Below are 19,707 nucleotides of genomic sequence, written 5' to 3'. Positions count from 1 at the left end.
GCCTTTTGGCGCGTTTCTTTAATGATATTTATCAAAAATTATTTCACAATTTTCATTTCGTCTAATAACCATCTTGCTCCAGCAAATTTATCAATGATAAATAAAATATACTTGGTCTGAACCATAATATTTCTGCTGAATCTAGGATCGAAATTAATGTCGCTCATGGTACCTTCCCATTGTCTGTCAAAATTTAAACCGATAAGATTTCCTTTTTTGTCAAGAGCTGGGCTTCCTGAGTTTCCACCTGTAGTGTGATTGGTAGCAGTAAATGCTAATGGGATTTTTCCTGCAGCATTTTTATAATCGCCATAACCTTTGGTGTTGTACAACTGAATCAATTTTTGTGGAACATCAAATTCATAATCTCCTGGAACATATTTTTCCATTACACCGTCTAGAGTGGTTTCATAGTGGTAAGAAATCGCATCTGCAGGATTAGAACCTTTTACTTTTCCGTATGTTACTCTCAACGTAGAGTTGGCATCTGGGAAGAATTTTCTTTCGGTATCTGTAGCCATCATTTGCGCTAAATATTTTTTTTGTAAAGCGTCTATTTTACTTTGTAAACCTACATATTGAGCATCTGCTTTAGCTACATAAGTTTCTCTCATTTTGGTTAAAGTCTGATAAATAGGGTCAGCTTTTAAAGTTTTTACCAATTCTAGAAGATTAGAAAAAACTTGGTCTACATTAGAATAAACCGTAGCTCCGTTTACCGCATTTCTTCCTGAAATCACAGAATTTCTGCTCCAGTTTTCAAGGATTTGAAGATTTTGGTTCACATCTTTAAATTGAGCAAAACCTTCTGGTAAAAATTCTGGTGCTGTTTTATTGGCGTATAAAGCCAAAAGTTTAGCGGTTACTTTAGCATCTAATTCGCCATCATAATCTTTATAAATGCCAGAAAGTCTGTTTTTGAATCCTTGAACAGTTTTGTTATCTACTTTCCCTGCTTCATAATTTTGTACAAAAGTATAATACAGATTAGCAAGCGTTAATGTTTCGGCATTTCTTAGAATTTCATTGTAATAAGCATTGTTTAAAGCGTAAGGCGCTTGTTGGTCATACAGTTTTTTAAATTCATCAAGAGACGTTTTAATTTCTGAATTTTTAGCCACTAGAGAACTTTCATAAGCTTGTTTTTTGGCAACAGCATTTGATTTTTTAAGACCTTTTGTTTCGCCAATCCATTTTTTCCAATAGTTGGCTACAGAAGCGTATTTAGATGAATATTTAATTCTGGTGGCATCATCAGCACGCATTTTTTCGTCTAGCGTTTTAAGTGCGATGTCTCTTACTTCAATTCTCGCAGGATTGGTATCTGTGATGATTTTTTCAATCGCTACGCTTGGCAAATATTCATTGGTTCTGCCTGGAAATCCGAAAACAAAAGTGAAATCATTTTCTTTAATGTCTTTTACAGAAATCGGTAAGAAATGTTTTGGAGTAAAAGGAATATTATCTTTAGAATATTCCGCTGGTTTGTTGTTTTTGTCAGCATAAATTCTAAACATAGAAAAATCGCCAGTATGTCTTGGCCATACCCAGTTATCCGTATCAGAACCGAATTTACCAATGCTTTGTGGTGGTGCTCCTACTAATCTAATGTCTTCATAGGTTTCTACTACAAATGCATAATATTTATTCCCTGCAAACATAGGTCTTACAATAATACTTTGGTAAGATTCTATTTTTTGAGATTTCTTGTAAGTGTCTATATTTTCATTGATTTTTTTAGTCAAATCTGCTCCGCTTAATGAAGAGGTATTGCCTAAAATATCTTGAGTAATTTCTTTAATATCCGTAACAAAATCTACGGTAACGCCAGGGTTTGGCAATTCTTCGCCCATGTTTTTTGCCCAAAATCCATTGGTCAATAAATCATTTTCTACGGTAGAATGGCTTTGGATGTTATCATAACCGCAGTGGTGATTGGTTAATAATAAACCTTTTGGTGAAATAATTTCTGCAGTACAACCTCCGTCAAACTGAACCACAGCGTCTTTAATACTCGGTTTTTCAGTGTTCCAAATGTCTTGGGCTTTGATTTTCATTCCCAGAGATTTCATCTCTTTTTCATTAATTTCAGTAGGAATCCACATTCCGCCGTATTGCTGACCAAAAAAAGCAGCAGCCTGAAATAATGTCGCTATAATAAACGTTTTCTTAAGCATTAATTCATAATTTTAAAATGAGTGCCTAAAATTAATCAAAAAAATCATCATCTCACAATTTTGAAAGTATTTAACATAATTGTGTAAGATAATTGAAAACATGGCCATCTATCTTTGCTTTACCAAATCACAAAATTTTTACAAAATGACTACACATCACACCGAAGATAGATTACAGCATTATGAATTTGACCAATATACGGTGACAACCAATTTTGCAACTTTTGAAGATGCGTTAGATTATGCTAACAAGCATGAAGGTGAATTGGTAGAAGTAGGTTTTACAGATGGTTCTGATAACCCTATGCCAAATGATTCGGCGAAATTATTAGAAAGTAGAAAGCCTTTTAAGGTAGAATTACCAGACCACCCAAACTACAGAGTGCTTTATTCTGATGCTGAAGGATTTCAAGAAATGGCAGATCAAATTCTTTTTGACATGAAAAAAGCAGAAAATGACATGCTGCCAGAAGATGTTTTTTCTGACCAAAATATTGCATTAGGAGATAGAATCATTATCACAGATGAAAGCGGTGTAAATACCGTAACTACTAGAGAAAGAATAAAGTTTTTAATGCGAGGAAATGTATACGAACTTGCCGTAAAAACAAATCATTCATAAAAAACAATTTTACTTCATATTTTCAGTATTTGATTTTTAGACCGAAAGCCTTCATACTTTTATGAGGGCTTTTTTCTAATGAGAAATCGCTGCAGTTTCTACGGTTTCTATATTAATCATTTGAAGCTGAATGTGTCTGTCATGTGCTTTATTTTTGAAATCTGAGATAATTTCTAAAACATCATAGTCTATAAAATGGATTTCGGAGCCGTCAATAGTTAATACAGAATAAGCGGGAACTTTATCCAAAGCATTTTTAATTTTTACTTTATTAATAAAGGTTACATTGCTGTGAAGTTTCAATTTATATTGGTCAATACCTTGAAAATGTGTTTTTTCTATTTCGTAGTTTTCTTTGAAATTTTCTTTGATGATGTAATAAATAGAAATCAATAAACCGATAGAAACACCTATTAATAAGTCTGTTACAAGGATAATGATAATGGTTGCAATAAAAGGAATAAATTGTTTTAAACCGAGTTTGAAAAGATGTTTATAAATCTCAACTCTCGTGAGTCCAAAACCTGTAATAATCAAAATAGCAGATAAAGAAGCATACGGAATCATGTTAATCAAAAACGGAATCAGTAGTACAGAGAGTAATAAAAATATTCCATGCATGAAGGCTGAGACTTTAGTCTTTGCGCCAGCTTCTATATTGGCAGAACCTCTTACAACTACAGCGGTGAGTGGAACAGCACCTAAAAGTCCGCATAGAAAATTACCAATTCCCTGTGCAATCAATTCACGATTTACAGGGGTTATTCTGTTGTGACGGTCTAGTTTGTCCATTGCTTCTATACATAGCAAAGTCTCTAGCGTTGCCAAAATTCCTATGAGAATCCCGTCTTTCCAAATTTCTTGATTATTCAAGATTTTAGAAAATTCAGGAAACTTAATTTCTGCGAACATATTTTCTGGAATACTAACCAATTGATTTGGCTTTAAAGCATAAGAAGAACCGAATTGATTCATTAAAAAATTGATTAAAATTCCAAAAGCAACCACCAAAAGTGGAGCAGGAATCATATTGTATTTTTGAAACTGGGGTTTCTTCATCAGAACTAAAATCGCTAAGGAAATCACAGAAATAAAAACCGCACCTCTGGTAATATGAGAATTAAACTCTACCAGGTTTCCTAAGAAATTTTTAGAGGTAAAGATTTGTACAAAACCACTGGTCCAAAAATCGGGTTGATTATAACCTAATGCCAATGGAATTTGTTTAGAAATCAATATAATTCCTATAGCAGCCATCATTCCTTTAATCACAGAACTAGGAAAATAACTGGCAAAAACACCCAGTTTTAAAACGCCTAACAAAATTTGGAATACGCCAGCTATAATAACGGTTAATAAAAAGGTTTGAAAATCACCTAAACTAATGATAGATGCTGCTACAACCGTGGTTAAACCTGCAGCAGGACCAGAAACGGCTAAATCTGAACCGCTCAAAACACCTACTACAATTCCACCGATAATACCTGATAAAATTCCTGAATAAAGTGGTGCTCCAGAAGCTAATGCTACACCCAGACACAAGGGAAGTGCAACTAGAAAAACCGTGAGACCTGCTGATAAATCGTGTCTCTTAAACATTAACCAATAATACTTAAACGTTCTATCAAGATGCAAATCCATTGTTCTAAATTTTACTACAAATTTAAGAAAATTTAAAACGTTGGTTCATGAATGTTATAAAATGTTAATTCTGTATCAAATCAAGAAAATATTGTAAGGGGTAAAGCACTTGTTTCATCTAGTTTTGTATCGTAAAATGACGTTGAGTGGTATATTGAGAAAAAGCCGAAAACACTTTAAAAATAGAAAAAATAAAAAGTATAGAGCATAACGAAAAAAAATAAAAATTAAATGCATTACGGGAAAAAAATATTAGAATTTATGGTGGGTAATTTCAAAATCTACACGGGTTTTGGAAACTACAAACAAGCAGAAGAATTTGCTCAAAAAAACAATGGCGAACTCACAGAGATTGTATATCATGACGGAAAAATAGAGCCAGAATTTTCAGATAAAGCCAAATTAGTAGAAAAGAAAATGCCGTTCAATGTAGAACTTTCAAAGGATTACACGGTTTTTTATTCTAATGATGAGTTTTTTGAAAAATATACACCAGCCGAACATGAACAAAATTATGAGTGCGAAAATCAGAATACACTCAATGCTCAAAACGTGATTATTTTTAGTGGAGATTATCATAACTCTCCATGTTTAAAAGAAAAATTGAAAAGGTTAGCCAATTCTCATTTCTACGAATTAGCTGTAAAAGTATCTCTTTAAAAATGCAAAAGCTCAAGAATTTTCTTGAGCTTTTTTATTAAATGATAAATTTATATTTACTTAAAAATTTCAATAAACTCATCTTTTAAAGAAAATTCTTCGTATCCTAAAAATTTAAAGTCTTTTTCAATTTTATTTTTTAAGTCTAAATAATTTTTGTGATAAAATTCTGAAATTTTTATTACCTTTCTATTGTTAGAGTACAAGTATAGATATTCATATGTTCCACCTCTTGAGGACAGATGAGAATATTTCCATCCAGTAATTTCAGAAGGATTATATTCATTATTTATAATTCCCAAAAAACGCTTGACTTTAATTTTATTTATGTTTATTTCAACGATAATACATTTTGTTCTAATCTCACCAATTACTAAATATATAAGTGTGAATGTGAGGATTGAAGGGAGGAAAAGTTTTGGAAAAATTTTATCATCATAATATGGCTTATCGAAAAATGCTGGAATAATAAAAATTATTAAACAAGCAAGGATGATTGACATAATCAAAACAAAATATGATTTAAAGGTGAATTTTGATTTCATAAATTTACTATTATTAACTTTCAATCAAATCCAAAAACTGTTGTTCATCTAAAATCGTAATTGTACCGATGTCTTGCGCTTTTTTGAGTTTGCTTCCTGCCTTTTCTCCAACTACCAAATAGTTGAGGTTTTTAGACACTGCCGAAATGTTTTTTCCGCCATGCTTTTCTACCATTTCTTCGGCTTGTTCACGCGTGAAAAGCGAAAGTTTCCCTGTGAAAAGAAAGGTTTTGCCTTCTAAAACAGTACTCAAAACTTCTGTGGTGTTTTCGCCTTTTTCCAGTTGAACGCCATAACTTCTCAATCGTTCTATCATCTCCCAATTTTCGGGATTTTGAAGATAAGAAACAATGCTTTCCGCAATTTTAGAACCAATATCTTCTACTTGGCAAAGTTCTTCTTCTGTGGCATTTTTTAAATCATCAATGCTTGGGAAATTCTTCGCTAGTTTCTTCGCAACCGTTTCTCCTACGTGTTTGATGCCAATTCCGTACAATACTTTTTCGTAAGGAATTTGTTTAGATTTTTCTACGCCGTCAATGATATTTTGGGCAGATTTTTCCGCCATTCTTTCCAATGGAAGTAATTGTTCTTTGCGCAAAGTGTAAAAATCTGCAATGTTGGTCAGTAAACCTTCACGGTAGAGTTGTTCTATAGTTTCACTGCCTAAATTTTCTATATTCAAAGCTTTTCTGGAAACGTAATGAATCATTTTCCCCACAACTTGTGGTGGACAATGCGTTTCATTAGGGCAAAAATGAGCAGCCTGATCTTCTAAACGAATCAGCTCACTTCCACATTCTGGACAATGCGTAGCATACTGAACTTCTGTAGCAAAAACATTTCGTTTTCCAAGATTTACACCTACAATTTTCGGAATAATTTCTCCGCCTTTTTCTACATAGACGAAATCTCCTACATGCAAATCCAGTTTTTTGATAATATCTTCGTTGTGCAGAGAAGCGCGTTTTACAATGGTTCCAGCCAAGAGAACGGGAGCCAAATTCGCAACAGGGGTTACTGCGCCAGTTCTTCCCACTTGATAATCGATGCTGAGTAATTCTGTTTCTACTTTTTCGGCTTTAAATTTATAAGCCATTGCAAAACGTGGAGATTTTGCGGTGTAACCCAATAATTGCTGTTGTTTTAGGGAATTTACTTTAATAACAATTCCGTCAATTTCGAAATTCAGTTTCTTGCGTTTCTCGTCCCAGAAATTGATGAAATCTTGTACTTCTTGTAAGTTTTTACAGAGTTGGGCGTTTTCAGAAATTTTGAAACCCCAAGTTTTTGCCTGTTGAAGCAGTTCGAAATGCGTTTCCGCAGGACTGTTTTCGCTCACAAATTGATAGAGTACCGCCGAAAGATTTCTCTTTCTCACTTCGCCAGAATCTTGCAGTTTCAGACTTCCAGAAGCGGTATTTCTTGGATTCATAAAAGCGTCATAACCTTCTGCCAATCGTTCTTCATTAATTTTGTTGAAGTTGTTGTGTGTAAGATAAATTTCGCCACGCATAAAAAATCTTTCTGGAAAATTTCCCTGCAACTGAAGCGGAATGTCTTTAATGGTCTTCACATTGGCAGTGATTTCATCGCCTTGGAAACCATCACCTCTGGTTACCGCTTGAGAAAGCTTTCCGTTTTCAAATAAAATGGAAATAGAAGCGCCGTCATATTTCAGTTCGGCGACAAATTCTATGTCTTCTGTTTCTAAAATTCTAGAAATTCTGGTGTGCCAATCCTGTAAATCATTGAAATCATAAGAGTTATCCAAAGAATACATTCTGAACTGATGCTGAATGGTAGGGAAATTTTTGGTGATTTCTCCACCAACTCTCAAGGTAGGAGAGTGCGGGTCATAAAACTCTGGGTGCGCTGCTTCCAGTTCTTGCAATTCCTTAAGTTTGGCATCAAATTCAAAATCCGAAATCGTAGGCTCATCTAACACATAATAATTGTAATTATGCTGATGCAGTTCTTCTCTTAATTCTTCTATTCTTTGTAGGATATGTTCAGGCATTTTCTGTAGAAAGATTTTAGCAAAAATAAATAAAATAGTTGGAAACTAGGTTAAGGAAAAGAGCAAGTGTCCTGTCTTTATCCTGTAAGTATCTAGCAAGTGTCTTACCTAATGTCTAGGATTTATAATCCGAATGTTGAAAACATAACCCTGTCGTTCTGAATGAAGCGCAGCAAAGTAAAGAATCTCTTTATGAAAAAAAAGATTTTCTAAAAGTGTAAATAGAAAAACCTGTGAACATCATAGAACATCTATGATGTTCCTTTGAGAACTTAAAAACGCAATTATTTCACCAATACTTAGTGAACTTAATGATAAAAATAAGCCACATCATAAAACCCTGTCATTCCTCTCTTCTCGAAAAAATTACAACTTTTAGCCATCATCATCAATTCTCTATTTCCAACTTTATTTTATCATTTATCATTGGTCAAAGTAACAAACTATGCACAGCGGTCAAATCTTAATTCTAGAAATTTATAAGTACACACCTAAAAGCTGTAATTTTTATTAAATTTCTGGCTGTATATAATATTATTTGTAAATTCTGCTAAAATAAAGTATTTTTACAACCTAAAAAAAATTATATGAAAAAAACTATCTTTTTTATTACTTTATTTCTTTTTAATGTAAGTAATTTATTTTCGCAAAATTGTAGTAACCTAAATATTGATCCTGCCAAGCAATATAATAGTACAATTGATCTTGGTTACTATACTTTTGGACTAAAAGTAACAGTAGCTAATCAGGGAACACTTGCTAGTTTAGAGGCACTAAATGTTGCACAATCAGACCAAAGCCAAATGGCATTATTTAAGGATAATAATGGGAAAATGGGAGATCTTATTGTGAAAACAGAAATGAAAAGTCTTACCAGTGCAGATGGATCAATCATTAAATATACCCCTCTTACTTCAAATGTTTCAATACAACCAGGTAATTATTGGGTGGTTTTAGAGTTGTTAGCAAATGCAACTGCCTATCCAAAAAAAGATTTAAATGATGGGTCTAAAAGATTTGTTTCGTCTTTAAACGAAGGGCAAACTTTACTGCTTCCTAATTTCGGACAATATTTTGTTGATTTTGCTGATTTTGATGTCCCTTTAGGACTTAATTTCAATTGTACTAGTTTATCTGTTCCTGAAAATAATATGAATACAATCTCATTATTCCCTAATCCAAGTAGCAAAACAATTTTTGTAAAGGGTTTAAAAAAGGAAACCAATTATAGCATTATCAATGCAAACGGACAAATAGTTACAAGTGGTAAAATAGATAATTCTAACAGCATTAATATTGATAGTTTGCCTATTGGTATTTATTATGTTGTCCTAGAAAACCAAACCAAACTTAAATTTATTAAAAAGTAAATTTTCTTTAATAAGAATTACTCTTTTAGAGTGTTTTTTTATCTAAAGTTTCAGACCAAAGGCCTCAAGGATTTATAATCCATGAGTTTACATCATAAAAAAAATAATACAAGCACAGCATTCTACGCTGTGCTTTTTCTTGTTCCAATAACATTTTTCCAAAACTTTTCATTAATTTTATGCACTTCAATAATAACTATGATTAATCAATACCTTTCTAAACTTTCTCAATTATATTTTGCAGGAAATGCAACCGAACATTCTTATCGTGGAGATTTACAAATTCTGCTTCAGGAGATTCTAGGCAAAGAATTTGCCGTAATTAATGAGCCAACACGCCAAAAATGTGGCGCTCCAGATTATATTGTTTCCAAAAAAGAGGTGCCCATTGGTTACATAGAAGCCAAAGACTTAAAATTGGGAATAGACCATAAGAAAAATAAACCACAGTTCGACCGTTATAGAAACGCACTCGAAAATCTGATTATTACAGATTATCTACATTTTGAATTTTATAAAAATGGCGAACTGAAAACCAAAATCGCTCTTGGCGAAATCTTGATGAACGAAATCGTTCCGCATGAGAAAAACTTTGAATCTTTCATTCATCTCATCAAAGATTTTGGGCAAGAAGTTTCGCAAACCATCAAAAATTCTGAAAAACTAGCAGAAATGATGGCAAACAAAGCTTTGTTAATGGCAGATGTGATTCACAATGCTTTAGACGAAGACGATTTGGCGGAAAAAAATACAGAATTGGTACAGCAGAGAACAGCGTTTAAAGATATGCTGATTCATGATATAGACAATCAGTTGTTTTCAGACCTCTATTCTCAAACCATTGCTTACGGACTTTTCGTGGCACGCTATCACGACCCTACTTTGCCTACGTTTGATAGAATAGAAGCTGCCAATCTTATCCCGAAATCTAATCCTTTCCTCAGAAAATTATTCCAACATATTGCAGGTTTTGATTTAGATATACGTCTCAAATGGATTGTAGAAGAATTGGTGCAGATTTTCCTCGCTTCTGATGTGAAGGACATTATGAAAAACTTTGGGAAATCTACCAGACAAGAAGACCCCGTTATTTATTTCTACGAAACGTTCTTGGGAAAATACAACCCAAAACTCCGTAAATCTCGTGGCGTTTGGTACACGCCGCAACCTGTGGTACAATTTATTGTACGTGCAGTAGATGATTTGCTGAAATCTGAATTTGGATTATCTCAAGGTTTGGCAGATACTTCTAAAATCAAAAGCAAAGTAGATTTTCACGGCAAAAAAGTAGATAAAGAATTCCATAGAGTGCAAGTTCTAGACCCTGCAACAGGAACCGGAACCTTTTTAGCCGAAACCATCAAACACATTTACGAAGAAAATTTTAAAAATATTAACGAGGGAATTTGGCCTCAATATGTAGAAAAAGACCTCATTCCAAGAATTAATGGTTTTGAGCTCTTGATGGCGAGTTATTCTATGGCACATCTTAAACTAGATATGTTGCTTTCTGAAACAGGTTACGAAACCAACCAAGACCAGCGTTTTAATATTTTCCTCACCAATTCTCTGGAAGAACACCACAAAGATACAGGTACACTCTTTGCCAGTTGGCTTTCTGATGAATCTACTTTGGCAAACCAAATTAAGCGAGACACCCCTGTAATGTGCGTCATTGGAAATCCACCGTATTCTGTAAGTTCTTCTAATAAAAGTGAATGGATTGAAAATTTATTGAAAGATTATAAGAAAAATCTTAACGAAAGAAATATACAACCACTTTCTGATGATTACATAAAATTCATAAGATTTGGACAGTATTTTGTAGATAAAAACGGAGAAGGGATTTTAGCCTACATTTCTAATAATTCTTTTGTTGACGGAATTATACACCGCCAAATGCGTAGAAGTTTGCTTGAAAGCTTTGATAAAATCTACATTTTAGATTTACACGGAAATTCTAAAAAGAAAGAAACTGCGCCAGATGGAAGTGCAGACCAAAATGTGTTTGACATTATGCAAGGCGTTTCCATTAATCTATTTGTAAAAACCAATCAAAAAAAGAAAGGAGATTTGGGTAAATTATACCAATATGATTTACAAGGAAAGAGAAGTTTTAAATATGATTTTTTAAATAATAATTCAATAAAAAGTATTGATTGGAATTTATTAAAAAATTTAGAACCTAATTTATTTTTTGCAAATAAAGATTTTGAAGGAGCCGAAAGCTATGATAAAGGATTTAAAATTGATGAATTATTTTTGAAATTTATATCTGGGATTCAGACTGGTAGAGATAAATTGTTTATTGATGATAATAAAGATACACTCTTAAAAAGAATGAAATTCTTATTGGAACAAGATGTTGATTCTAAATTTGTAAATGAATTTAATATTAAAGATTCTTCTAGTTATAATTTAATAGATAGAATAAAAAGTGCTAATTTTAATGAAGATAAATTAAGAATAATTGAATATAAACCATTTGAGAAAAAATTTATTTACTATGATGAAAAACTTTTAAAGAGATCTTTCTCAAGCGTTCTTGCTAATTATTTTAAAGATAACTATGGTTTAAGTTTGATGAGAACTCAAGTTAATACAGTTAATTTTCAAACAATTTTTTTAAATAAATCATTAACAGATATAAATTTTTATGGATTTCAATCATATAATTTTCCGCTTTACCTTTATCAAGAATCCACTGCATTTGATGAGCGAGAAAGAATCCCTAATTTCAATCCTAAAATTCTGGCAGAGATAGAAGCAAAACTCGGCATGAAATGCGTAGATGATGAGAACTTCAGCAAAGAAAACTTCGGCAAAGAGAACTTCGGCAAAGAAAACTTCGGCAAAGTTTTAAACTTTGCCGAAGTTGAAAGTTCCAAACTTTCCCGATCTCCCGGATTTGTAATCCGTGAGCTCACGCCAAAAAAAACACCCCATAAAAAATTAAAAAGCACGAACCCCGTGCTTTTTTATGGTTAATAATTTCCACCCAAAAATACCAAGAAAAATCTTTCTCTTTAGGATTGGAAAAAAAGGTTTTCTAGGTTCGCAAAAGAAACCCCTCATCATTTAGATCATTATAAAAAATCTCTCCCTTTAGGGTCGGGGAAAAAGATTTTTTATTTATAGGCAGGGAAAAAGGTTTTTTAGGTTTCCAAAAGAAACCCCTCATCCTTTAAATCTTAATAAAAAATCTCTCCCTTTAGGGTCGGGGAAAAAGATTTTTTATTTATAGGCAGGGAAAAAGGTTTTCTAGGTTTGCAAAAGAAACCCCTCATCCTTTAAATCTTAATAAAAAATCTCTCCCTTTAGGGTCGGGGAAAAAGATTTTTTATTTATAGGCAGGGAAAAAGGTTTTCTAGGTTTGCAAAAGAAACCCCTCATCATTTAGATCATTATAAAAAATCTCTCCCTTTAGGGTCGGGGAAAAAGATTTTTTATTTCCAACTCGTTGCCTGAGCACAGACCAAAGGTCTGCGAACGTAGTTCACGAAGCCCAGTTCCTGAGCTTGTAGAACGCAGGGAAAATAAAGTTGTGATCTCACAAAAAAAGCAGACCATAGGTCTGCTTAATTCATTTTATTTAATTCGTTATGAAAAATCTTACAGATAGGTTATACTACCTTAATAAGATTCAGCGCATTGTAAGTACCATTTTTCAAAGGATACAATTGCCCATTTATTTCCTGCATCAGTTCTACCAATAATAGGTAAAATAAAGTTCCTTCTAGGGTAGGAAGATTTTCTAATCCTATTTCCAGAGGGGCGGCATCTGCATCTATCGCTATGGTATGCACTTCACTATACGCTACTTCAGATTGTTGCAGTTCAAAATCTAAACTCGCACAAGCGATGCTCAAGGAAACATGTGTTGCATACTCAGGGAGTAATAAATGCTCTTTAGGATTAAAAAGGGCTATATTTACACTGCCAGCCTCTACGTCTAGCGTGTAGGGAGCTTTAAATAAAATGCCAAGAGGTGAGTTTTTATTAAAATCAAAACCTTCTAAAACTCTTTTTCCTTCTACGCTTTTTATCCCCTCAGCAACTTTGCGTTGTCCTCTTAGAGATTGGTTGTCTAAATTTTTTATAGTAGACATCAGACTTACAATTCTATTGCTGGTTCTGGTATCTTTTGCACGATTCATCAGTATAGAAATACTGTTTCTTAGTAATTTACCACTACTGGCAATAGTGCCAAATTCACTCATGTTTTCCCTCGTTCTTTCATAGTTAGGGTCATTCATGATTCTGTTGCGTTCTACGCCACCTTTCGCTCTTACAAAGTGGCCTTCTGAGTTCTTGTAGAAACTCATTCCATCGAGTTTCCCTCGAAGTTTTAAAATGGACATTTCTCTTGCCATAATACTTGTTTTTTGGGTGTTAATAAATGATTTGGGTAACCATTGGCCAATGCATTACTCCACAAAGATAGATAAGCAATAAACCCTCTCCAAATGCCATGTTTCGTTTGGTTCGTCTTTGTTTTTTTTGATTCTTTTTATTCTAATGAGTGCATTTTGTGCAGATAAAAACTTATAGTTCGTTTTGTTTCAAAATGTTCGTTTAAGTCTGTTTTGTCTCATAACCTAACAAGACAATAGGCTATTTAAAAAACACTTCAATTCTTCCTTATTCTAGTCTCGTGTCAGTCCCGTGTCAGTCCCGTGTCAATCCCGTGTCAATCTCGTGTCAGATGTTTAAAAAAATAATATGATTTTCATAGAGTGATAGAGTTAGTTTCTATATCGGTTAAAAAGGAAAGTTTTATATTTTGCTTATTAGGAGAAGAGCTTTTTTGTAGAATGAAGGTTTTCTAAGTCTAAAACAATGCAGAAGTAAGCATTCTTAGTTAAGACAGAGAAGACGTATTTACTGATAAAAATGGAAGCAACAAAATGATTTTTATTTGTTTAAGGGTAGAGGATGGCTTATTTTAATAAAACCCTTTATCCATGAGGGTTTAAATGGTAGTTTAAACAGTGGTTTAATAAACGGAATTAGAGGTTATTTTGTTGTTTAGTCCAGTGTTTATGGGCGTTTTCAGAGATTTTCAACGAGACATGCAGGGATGTGTTTTATGTGTTTTTTTATAAAACCCTTTATTCATGAGGCTTCTATGTAATTGTGGAAAAATACATCGCCATATTTTAGATTTTTCTTTTTACCTTTGAAAGAACAGTAGAGAATGTACTGTAGTATAAGTTCTTTGAGGTAACGGAAATAAAACAAATTGTAGATTTTTAATAAATCGTGCAAGTATTCTAAAATACCTATGCACGGAAAAGATTATGCACTAATTTATTTTTATAAAACTTAATAATTTATACTACCCGTTGTAGAAAAATGTGTACAACAAAGAGCAGGTGATACATAATCCTTAAAACCTTTTATGTCTACAGACATATATTATAAATGAAAAATTTAATTATGAAAAACACTAACTATAAATCCCTCTCTACTATTTCGTTTTATTTCTTGCTTACTCCTTAGCATTTAGACTATTTTATTTTCTTATCTGTTTTCACGGAATATCAACTGCTGTATTATCTTAATAATAGAGCTTAATAACCATGTAGAGCACAATGAAAGTAAAATTGATTATGAACGCTAATGACGTTCAAGCAATTACTGATTACAGTATCGGGCATTGCAGAAGAATCTTGAGGGAAATAAGAAAATCCAAGAGAAAACTCAAGCATCAGAAAGTAACCGTAGAAGAAGTAGGTGCATATCTTGGCATAAACGCCGATGATATTAGAAAGATTTTTTCTAAAGACCATTAACCTTCTTTCTATTAGATGCTATTCACAAAGCCACAACGCTTTCTTTACAGGAAGTGCTGTGGCTTTTTTATGCAGACATTATTCTATACTCATAGATTTATAATCCATAATTACAAAACATAACCTTGTCATTCTGAACGAAGCGCAGCATAGTGAAGAATCTCTTTATGAAGAGAAAGATTTTCTAAAAGTGTAAATAGAAAAACCTGTGTACTTCATAGAACATTTATGATGTTCCTTAGAGAACTTAAAAACGAAATTATTTCACCAATACTTAGTGAATTTTGTGATAAAAATAAGCCGCTTCATAGACCTCTGTCGTTCTGAACGAAGCGCAGAAAAGCCAAGAATCTTTTTATAAAGAAAAAGATTTTCTAAAAGTGTAAATAGAAAAACCTGTGTACTTCATAGAACATCTATGATGTTCCTTTGAGAACTTAAAAACGAAATTATTTCACCAATACTTTGTGAACTTTGTGATAAAAATAATCCGTTTCATAGACCCCTGTCATTCTGAACGAAGCGAAGCCAAGAATCTTTTTATAAAGAAAAATATTTTTCTTGTGATATTATTATAGGGGTGTATTGAATTATAAATGTATAATTATTAAAAATTTATATAAAAATATAGGGGTTGTTATTCAAAAAACATATTTTTTTTAAATAAAATGTTTACATTTGTAGGGGTTAAAACAGAAAAATATGTTATTGAAAGTAGAAAAACGTTGGGTTATTGCTTTTATCATTACAGCGATAGTAGCAATGGTAAGTTTATTCTGGCCAACTCAGTTGCCAGATGCTAGTTCGGGAGTTTTTTTAGAAGAAAATAATTTAGTAGGAGCAGATATTGCATGGTTATTGGCTTCATCGGGTTTAGTACTTCTCATGACGCCGGGTTTATCTTTCTTCTATGGCGGAATGGTGGGCAAAAAAAATGTAATTTCTACCATGTTGCAGAGTTTTATTGCACTGGGAGTTATTAGTTTGGTTTGGGTAGTGGTTGGTTTTTCGCTCTCTTTCGGAGATTCTCTCGGATTTTATATTGGCAAAGAACATTACGGAATCATAGGCAATCCTTTTAGTTATACTTTTTTTAACCAAGTAGGTGTTTTGCCACATTCTAAAATGGCTCCTACAGTTCCTTTTATCCTTTTTGCATTGTTCCAAATGAAATTTGCAGTGATTACTCCTGCCATTATCACAGGAAGTTTTGCAGAGAGAGTAAGATTTGTAAGTTACCTTTTATTTATCGTACTGTTTTCACTGTTCATTTATGCACCTTTAGCTCATATGGTATGGAGCGGAGACGGTTTTCTAGTGAAATTCTTCGGGATTAAAGATTTTGCAGGTGGTACTGTTGTACATATGAGTGCTGGTTTTGCAGCTTTAGCAGGTGCTTTGATGATTGGGAAAAGAAAAAATGACCACCATGAACCTTCCAATATTACGTATGTTATTTTAGGAACAGGAATGTTATGGTTTGGTTGGTTCGGGTTTAATTCGGGTTCAGCTTTAGCTGCCAATGCAACTGCAGCGATGGCTTTTGGAACTACAACTATTGCTTCTGCTTCAGCGATGATGACTTGGATATTTTTCGATAGAATAAATGGAAGAAAGATTTCAGCATTGGGAGCTTGTATTGGAGCGGTGGTAGGATTGGTAGCGATTACGCCAGGTTGTGGTTATGTAAGTATTGCAGAAAGTGTATTTATCGGTTTCATTTCTGCAATTGTTTCTAATGTTTTTGTGAATTGGAAAAAGCTGAAAAGCGTAGATGACACTTTAGATGTTTTTGCATGTCATGGTATTGGTGGAATTATGGGGATGATACTTACTGCAGTTTTTGCTCACGGAGAAAGCGCTAGCTTGTTACATGGTGGAATAGGTGTTTTTGCTCATCATATGGCGGCATTGCTTTTGGTTTCTGCTTTTACCTTTTTTGGAGCCTTGGTTATTTATAAAATCACAGATTATATTATTCCGCTTCGAGTAGATGAAAAATCGGAAGAATTAGGCTTGGATATTTCTCAACACAATGAATCTATATAAAATAAGAAAGCCTTCTGCTATAACAGAAGGCTTTCTTGTAAAGGATTGTTTTTTCAGTCATTTGTGTTTCTCCTTTCTGCAAAATTATATCTTTATTTTAAAATAAAAATTAACATTTGTTAATTTTCTAATCTTTTTTTAATTCTGCTAAGAGAAACTGGGGTAATCCCCAAAAATGATGCTAAATGTTTATCAGGAATTCTTTCGCATAAATCAGGATGGGTTTCCAATAAATGTTGAAATCTTTCTTCTGGAGTGTATAAAATGAAGCTTTCTAATCTATCATACATTCTGTTGAGTAATCTTTTGTTGGCCATTATTCTGAGTTTCAATAGGCCAACGTTTCTTTTGCTTAATTCTTCAAATTTTTCAAAATTTATTTCGAAAATTTCTGTTTCTTCTGTGGCACACCAAATTAGTTTAGAAGGTTTATGATTAAAGAAACTTTCGGGGTCTGCACCAAATTCTTTTTCCCAACGAAAGAAAATGGTCTTTTCTTCTCCGTCATCATTAATGTAGTAGCCTCTTACTAAGCCTTTTTTTATAAAGAAAAACTTATTATAAAATGTGCCTTGTTCTATAAATACTTCATTCTTTTTTATTTTCTTTCTATTGACCAATCCGAAAAGACTGATAAGGTCTGTTTTAGGAATGTCTTTAAAAAAATCGATTAAAAAATTATCAGGTACATCCATAATACTAGTTTTGGAGAAGTTCATTAATTTTATTGCTTAATTTTTCTGCATTTGGAAGCATTTCTTTCTCTAAAATCAAATTGATTGGAACCGCTGATAAATCTAGCGAACCCATAATTTCTACCGCTGCGTCAAGATATTTAAAGCAATTTTTAGAAATTCTTGCACCGAAGGCTTCCATCATTGAATTATTTAATGCTTCTTCTGTTAAAAGAATACATTTCCCGTGAAGTTTTACCCTTTCGAAAACCAATTCTTCATCTATAGGTTTAATGGTTCTCAAATCTATGATTTCTACTCTTCCCTCAAAATTTTTAGCGGCTTCTTTAGCCCAATAAACACCCATTCCGTAAGTAACAACTACTAGAGTTCTACCTTTATGTATTTCTTCTTCATTGGCATTTTTTAAAATATTGGCTTTCCCGAAAGGTAAAATGTAATCTTCTGCAGGTTCTACGGTTTTAGCGTCTTCTGTTCCCGGAACTTTACTCCAGTAAAGACCTTTGTGTTCCAAAAAAATGACAGGATTTGGGTCATAAAAAGCAGCTTTAAACAAACCTTTGAAATCCGCAGCATTGCTTGGATAAGCGATTTTAATTCCTTTGATTTGAGCCAACATGGTTTCTACGCTTCCGCTGTGATAAGGACCGCCACCACCATAAGCTCCAATAGGGACTCTAATGATGTTAGAAACAGGGTATTTTCCGTTACTAAGGTAACAAGATTTAGAGACTTCTGTTACCAATTGATTGATTCCCGGATAAATATAATCTGCAAATTGTACTTCTACAATAGGTTTGAGACCTACCGCACTCATTCCTACAGTAGAACCAATGATGTATGCCTCTTGAATTGCTGTGTTGAAAACTCTTTTGTTCCCAAATTTTTGTTGAAGCGTTACCGCTTCCCTGAAAACACCCCCGATTCTTCCGCCTACATCTTGACCATAAAGTAATGCCTCAGGATGTTTGTGCATCAATTCTTGTATAGCATGAATTCCTGCATCTACCATTGGGATTTTTTCTCCATTTTCAGGAACTCTGGTTCCTTTTTCCTCAGTGATAGGAGTAGGAGCGTATACATGCTCTTTTACGGTTTCTGGTTTTGGATCTGGAGCCAGAATCGCTTTGTTAAAGTCTTTTTCTATTTGTTTTCTGGCCTCAATTTCTATTTGAGATAAGGTGTCTTCACTAAAACCTTCTTCCCTTAAATATTTTTTGAGAATAATTCCTGGGTCTTTTGCTCTATGTTTGGCTAAATCTGCTTCGTCTCGATAAAATTCTCTTCTAACGCCAGAAGTGTGATGCCCAATCAATACCGTTTTTGCACAAACAAGAACAGGTTTTCTTTCTTCTCTTACAAAATTTACCGCTTTTTGCATCTGAATGAAACTTTCTACAAAATCAGTTCCATCTATTCTCATTCTATTCAGCCCTACGAATCCAGCTGCATAATCATAAGCATCAGAAGTTCTGGCTTCTTCCTTGGTTACGCTGATTCCCCATTCATTATCTTGAACTAAAAAGATAATGGGGAGTTGATGGAGTGCTGCAAATTGAAAAGCTTCTGCTACTTCTCCTTCTGTAACAGAATTATCGCCTAAACTACAAATGACAACAGGGTTTTTTTCAAAATTTTGAAGTTTGAAATCTTCAATATATTTGATTCCTTGAGCAACACCAGTGGTTGGAATAGCTTGCATTCCTGTAGCAGAACTCTGGTGAATGATTTTTGGAAGTCCTTCTAATTTACTAGATGGATGCGAATAATAAGAACGACCTCCTGAAAAAGGGTCTTCAGCTTTTGCTAATAACTGAAGCATTAATTGATAAGGAGTGAAGCCTATCCCTAATAATAAAGATTCGTCTCTGTAATAAGGAGATACCCAATCTACTTTGGATAATTGATAAGCAGTAGCCAATTGTATGGCTTCGTGGCCTCTAGAAGTACTATGTACATATTTACAAATATTTCTGTTTTCTTCGTAAATATCGGCCATTGATTTTGCCAGCATCATTTGATTATAAGCTTTGAGCAAAATCTCTTTTGAAATAATTTCTTTTGTTGTAAAGTCAGATTCCATAGAAAACAAATATAAGCATTCTCTCTTTGGTCTAGAAATTATTCTAAAAA

Annotated in this window: 13 protein-coding genes; 6 read left to right on the top strand and 7 right to left on the bottom strand. The window is 33.3% G+C overall.

Features of this window, described 5'->3' with window-relative positions; translation table 11 throughout:
* Positions 1–38: 38 nt before the first annotated feature.
* Positions 39–2,177 (bottom strand): S46 family peptidase, encoded by a 2,139-nt coding sequence (locus tag N7277_RS10520; protein ID WP_274779500.1) that lies wholly within the window; start codon positions 2,175–2,177, stop codon positions 39–41.
* A 145-nt stretch (positions 2,178–2,322) separates the two neighbouring features.
* Here N7277_RS10520 and N7277_RS10515 point away from each other — a divergent pair, with 145 nt between their 5' ends.
* Entirely contained in the window at positions 2,323–2,799 is a 477-nt protein-coding gene (locus N7277_RS10515; protein WP_274779499.1) for a hypothetical protein, read from the top strand.
* Positions 2,800–2,874: 75 nt separating this feature from the next.
* Here the strand turns inward: N7277_RS10515 and N7277_RS10510 are convergent, their stop codons facing one another.
* Positions 2,875–4,440 carry a SulP family inorganic anion transporter gene (locus tag N7277_RS10510; RefSeq protein ID WP_274779498.1) on the bottom strand — a complete coding sequence of 522 codons (1,566 nt, stop codon included), beginning with the start codon at positions 4,438–4,440 and terminating at the stop codon, positions 2,875–2,877.
* A gap of 231 nt (positions 4,441–4,671) precedes the next feature.
* On the opposite strand from N7277_RS10510, the gene N7277_RS10505 reads away from it, so the two are divergent.
* Positions 4,672–5,100, top strand: coding sequence for a hypothetical protein (locus N7277_RS10505; protein ID WP_274779497.1), 429 nt, complete (start codon positions 4,672–4,674; stop codon positions 5,098–5,100).
* A 56-nt stretch (positions 5,101–5,156) separates the two neighbouring features.
* Here the strand turns inward: N7277_RS10505 and N7277_RS10500 are convergent, their stop codons facing one another.
* Both N7277_RS10500 and ligA read right to left on the bottom strand, forming a co-directional pair.
* Entirely contained in the window at positions 5,157–5,603 is a 447-nt protein-coding gene (locus tag N7277_RS10500; RefSeq protein WP_274779496.1) for a hypothetical protein, read from the bottom strand.
* A 55-nt stretch (positions 5,604–5,658) separates the two neighbouring features.
* Positions 5,659–7,665: an NAD-dependent DNA ligase LigA gene (gene ligA / locus N7277_RS10495; RefSeq protein WP_274779495.1), complete on the bottom strand. Its 2,007-nt coding sequence runs from the start codon at positions 7,663–7,665 to the stop codon at positions 5,659–5,661.
* Positions 7,666–8,252: 587 nt separating this feature from the next.
* Between ligA and N7277_RS10490 the strand changes: the two genes are divergently transcribed.
* Positions 8,253–9,035: a T9SS type A sorting domain-containing protein gene (locus tag N7277_RS10490; RefSeq protein ID WP_274779494.1), complete on the top strand. Its 783-nt coding sequence runs from the start codon at positions 8,253–8,255 to the stop codon at positions 9,033–9,035.
* Positions 9,036–9,233: 198 nt separating this feature from the next.
* Positions 9,234–12,023: a type ISP restriction/modification enzyme gene (locus N7277_RS10485; RefSeq protein ID WP_274779493.1), complete on the top strand. Its 2,790-nt coding sequence runs from the start codon at positions 9,234–9,236 to the stop codon at positions 12,021–12,023.
* A gap of 635 nt (positions 12,024–12,658) precedes the next feature.
* On the opposite strand, the gene N7277_RS10480 is transcribed toward N7277_RS10485, so the two are convergent.
* On the bottom strand, positions 12,659–13,408 hold the full coding sequence (locus N7277_RS10480; protein WP_069796752.1) for a hypothetical protein: 750 nt from the start codon (positions 13,406–13,408) through the stop codon (positions 12,659–12,661).
* A 1,239-nt stretch (positions 13,409–14,647) separates the two neighbouring features.
* Between N7277_RS10480 and N7277_RS10475 the strand changes: the two genes are divergently transcribed.
* Together N7277_RS10475 and N7277_RS10470 are read left to right on the top strand one after the other, a co-directional pair.
* The gene (locus N7277_RS10475) at positions 14,648–14,830 is read left to right on the top strand and encodes a hypothetical protein (protein WP_124878694.1); all 183 of its coding nucleotides are present in this window, start codon (positions 14,648–14,650) and stop codon (positions 14,828–14,830) included.
* Positions 14,831–15,538: 708 nt separating this feature from the next.
* Complete coding sequence (locus N7277_RS10470) at positions 15,539–16,879, top strand: ammonium transporter (protein ID WP_274780831.1); 1,341 nt, start codon at positions 15,539–15,541, stop codon at positions 16,877–16,879.
* A gap of 119 nt (positions 16,880–16,998) precedes the next feature.
* On the opposite strand, the gene N7277_RS10465 is transcribed toward N7277_RS10470, so the two are convergent.
* Together N7277_RS10465 and N7277_RS10460 are read right to left on the bottom strand one after the other, a co-directional pair.
* The gene (locus tag N7277_RS10465; protein WP_274779492.1) at positions 16,999–17,574 is read right to left on the bottom strand and encodes a Crp/Fnr family transcriptional regulator; all 576 of its coding nucleotides are present in this window, start codon (positions 17,572–17,574) and stop codon (positions 16,999–17,001) included.
* Positions 17,575–17,578: 4 nt separating this feature from the next.
* Positions 17,579–19,657, bottom strand: coding sequence for an alpha-ketoacid dehydrogenase subunit alpha/beta (locus N7277_RS10460; RefSeq protein WP_274779491.1), 2,079 nt, complete (start codon positions 19,655–19,657; stop codon positions 17,579–17,581).
* Positions 19,658–19,707: the final 50 nt, after the last annotated feature.

This window comes from Cloacibacterium sp. TD35, assembly GCF_028864635.1.
GTDB lineage: Bacteria > Bacteroidota > Bacteroidia > Flavobacteriales > Weeksellaceae > Cloacibacterium.
Note: the sequence above shows the minus strand (reverse complement) of the source record. Positions and strands in the feature narration are given on the sequence as shown.

Bases quoted from the DNA above. Each gene is read 5' to 3' on its own strand.
- N7277_RS10520 (WP_274779500.1), bottom strand. From the start codon at position 2,177: ATGCTTAAGAAAACGTTTATTATAGCGACATTATTTCAGGCTGCTGCT.
- N7277_RS10515 (WP_274779499.1), top strand. From the start codon at position 2,323: ATGACTACACATCACACCGAAGATAGATTACAGCATTATGAATTTGAC.
- N7277_RS10510 (WP_274779498.1), bottom strand. From the start codon at position 4,440: ATGGATTTGCATCTTGATAGAACGTTTAAGTATTATTGGTTAATGTTT.
- N7277_RS10505 (WP_274779497.1), top strand. From the start codon at position 4,672: ATGCATTACGGGAAAAAAATATTAGAATTTATGGTGGGTAATTTCAAA.
- N7277_RS10500 (WP_274779496.1), bottom strand. From the start codon at position 5,603: ATGTCAATCATCCTTGCTTGTTTAATAATTTTTATTATTCCAGCATTT.
- ligA (WP_274779495.1), bottom strand. From the start codon at position 7,665: ATGCCTGAACATATCCTACAAAGAATAGAAGAATTAAGAGAAGAACTG.
- N7277_RS10490 (WP_274779494.1), top strand. From the start codon at position 8,253: ATGAAAAAAACTATCTTTTTTATTACTTTATTTCTTTTTAATGTAAGT.
- N7277_RS10485 (WP_274779493.1), top strand. From the start codon at position 9,234: ATGATTAATCAATACCTTTCTAAACTTTCTCAATTATATTTTGCAGGA.
- N7277_RS10480 (WP_069796752.1), bottom strand. From the start codon at position 13,408: ATGGCAAGAGAAATGTCCATTTTAAAACTTCGAGGGAAACTCGATGGA.
- N7277_RS10475 (WP_124878694.1), top strand. From the start codon at position 14,648: ATGAACGCTAATGACGTTCAAGCAATTACTGATTACAGTATCGGGCAT.
- N7277_RS10465 (WP_274779492.1), bottom strand. From the start codon at position 17,574: ATGGATGTACCTGATAATTTTTTAATCGATTTTTTTAAAGACATTCCT.
- N7277_RS10460 (WP_274779491.1), bottom strand. From the start codon at position 19,657: ATGGAATCTGACTTTACAACAAAAGAAATTATTTCAAAAGAGATTTTG.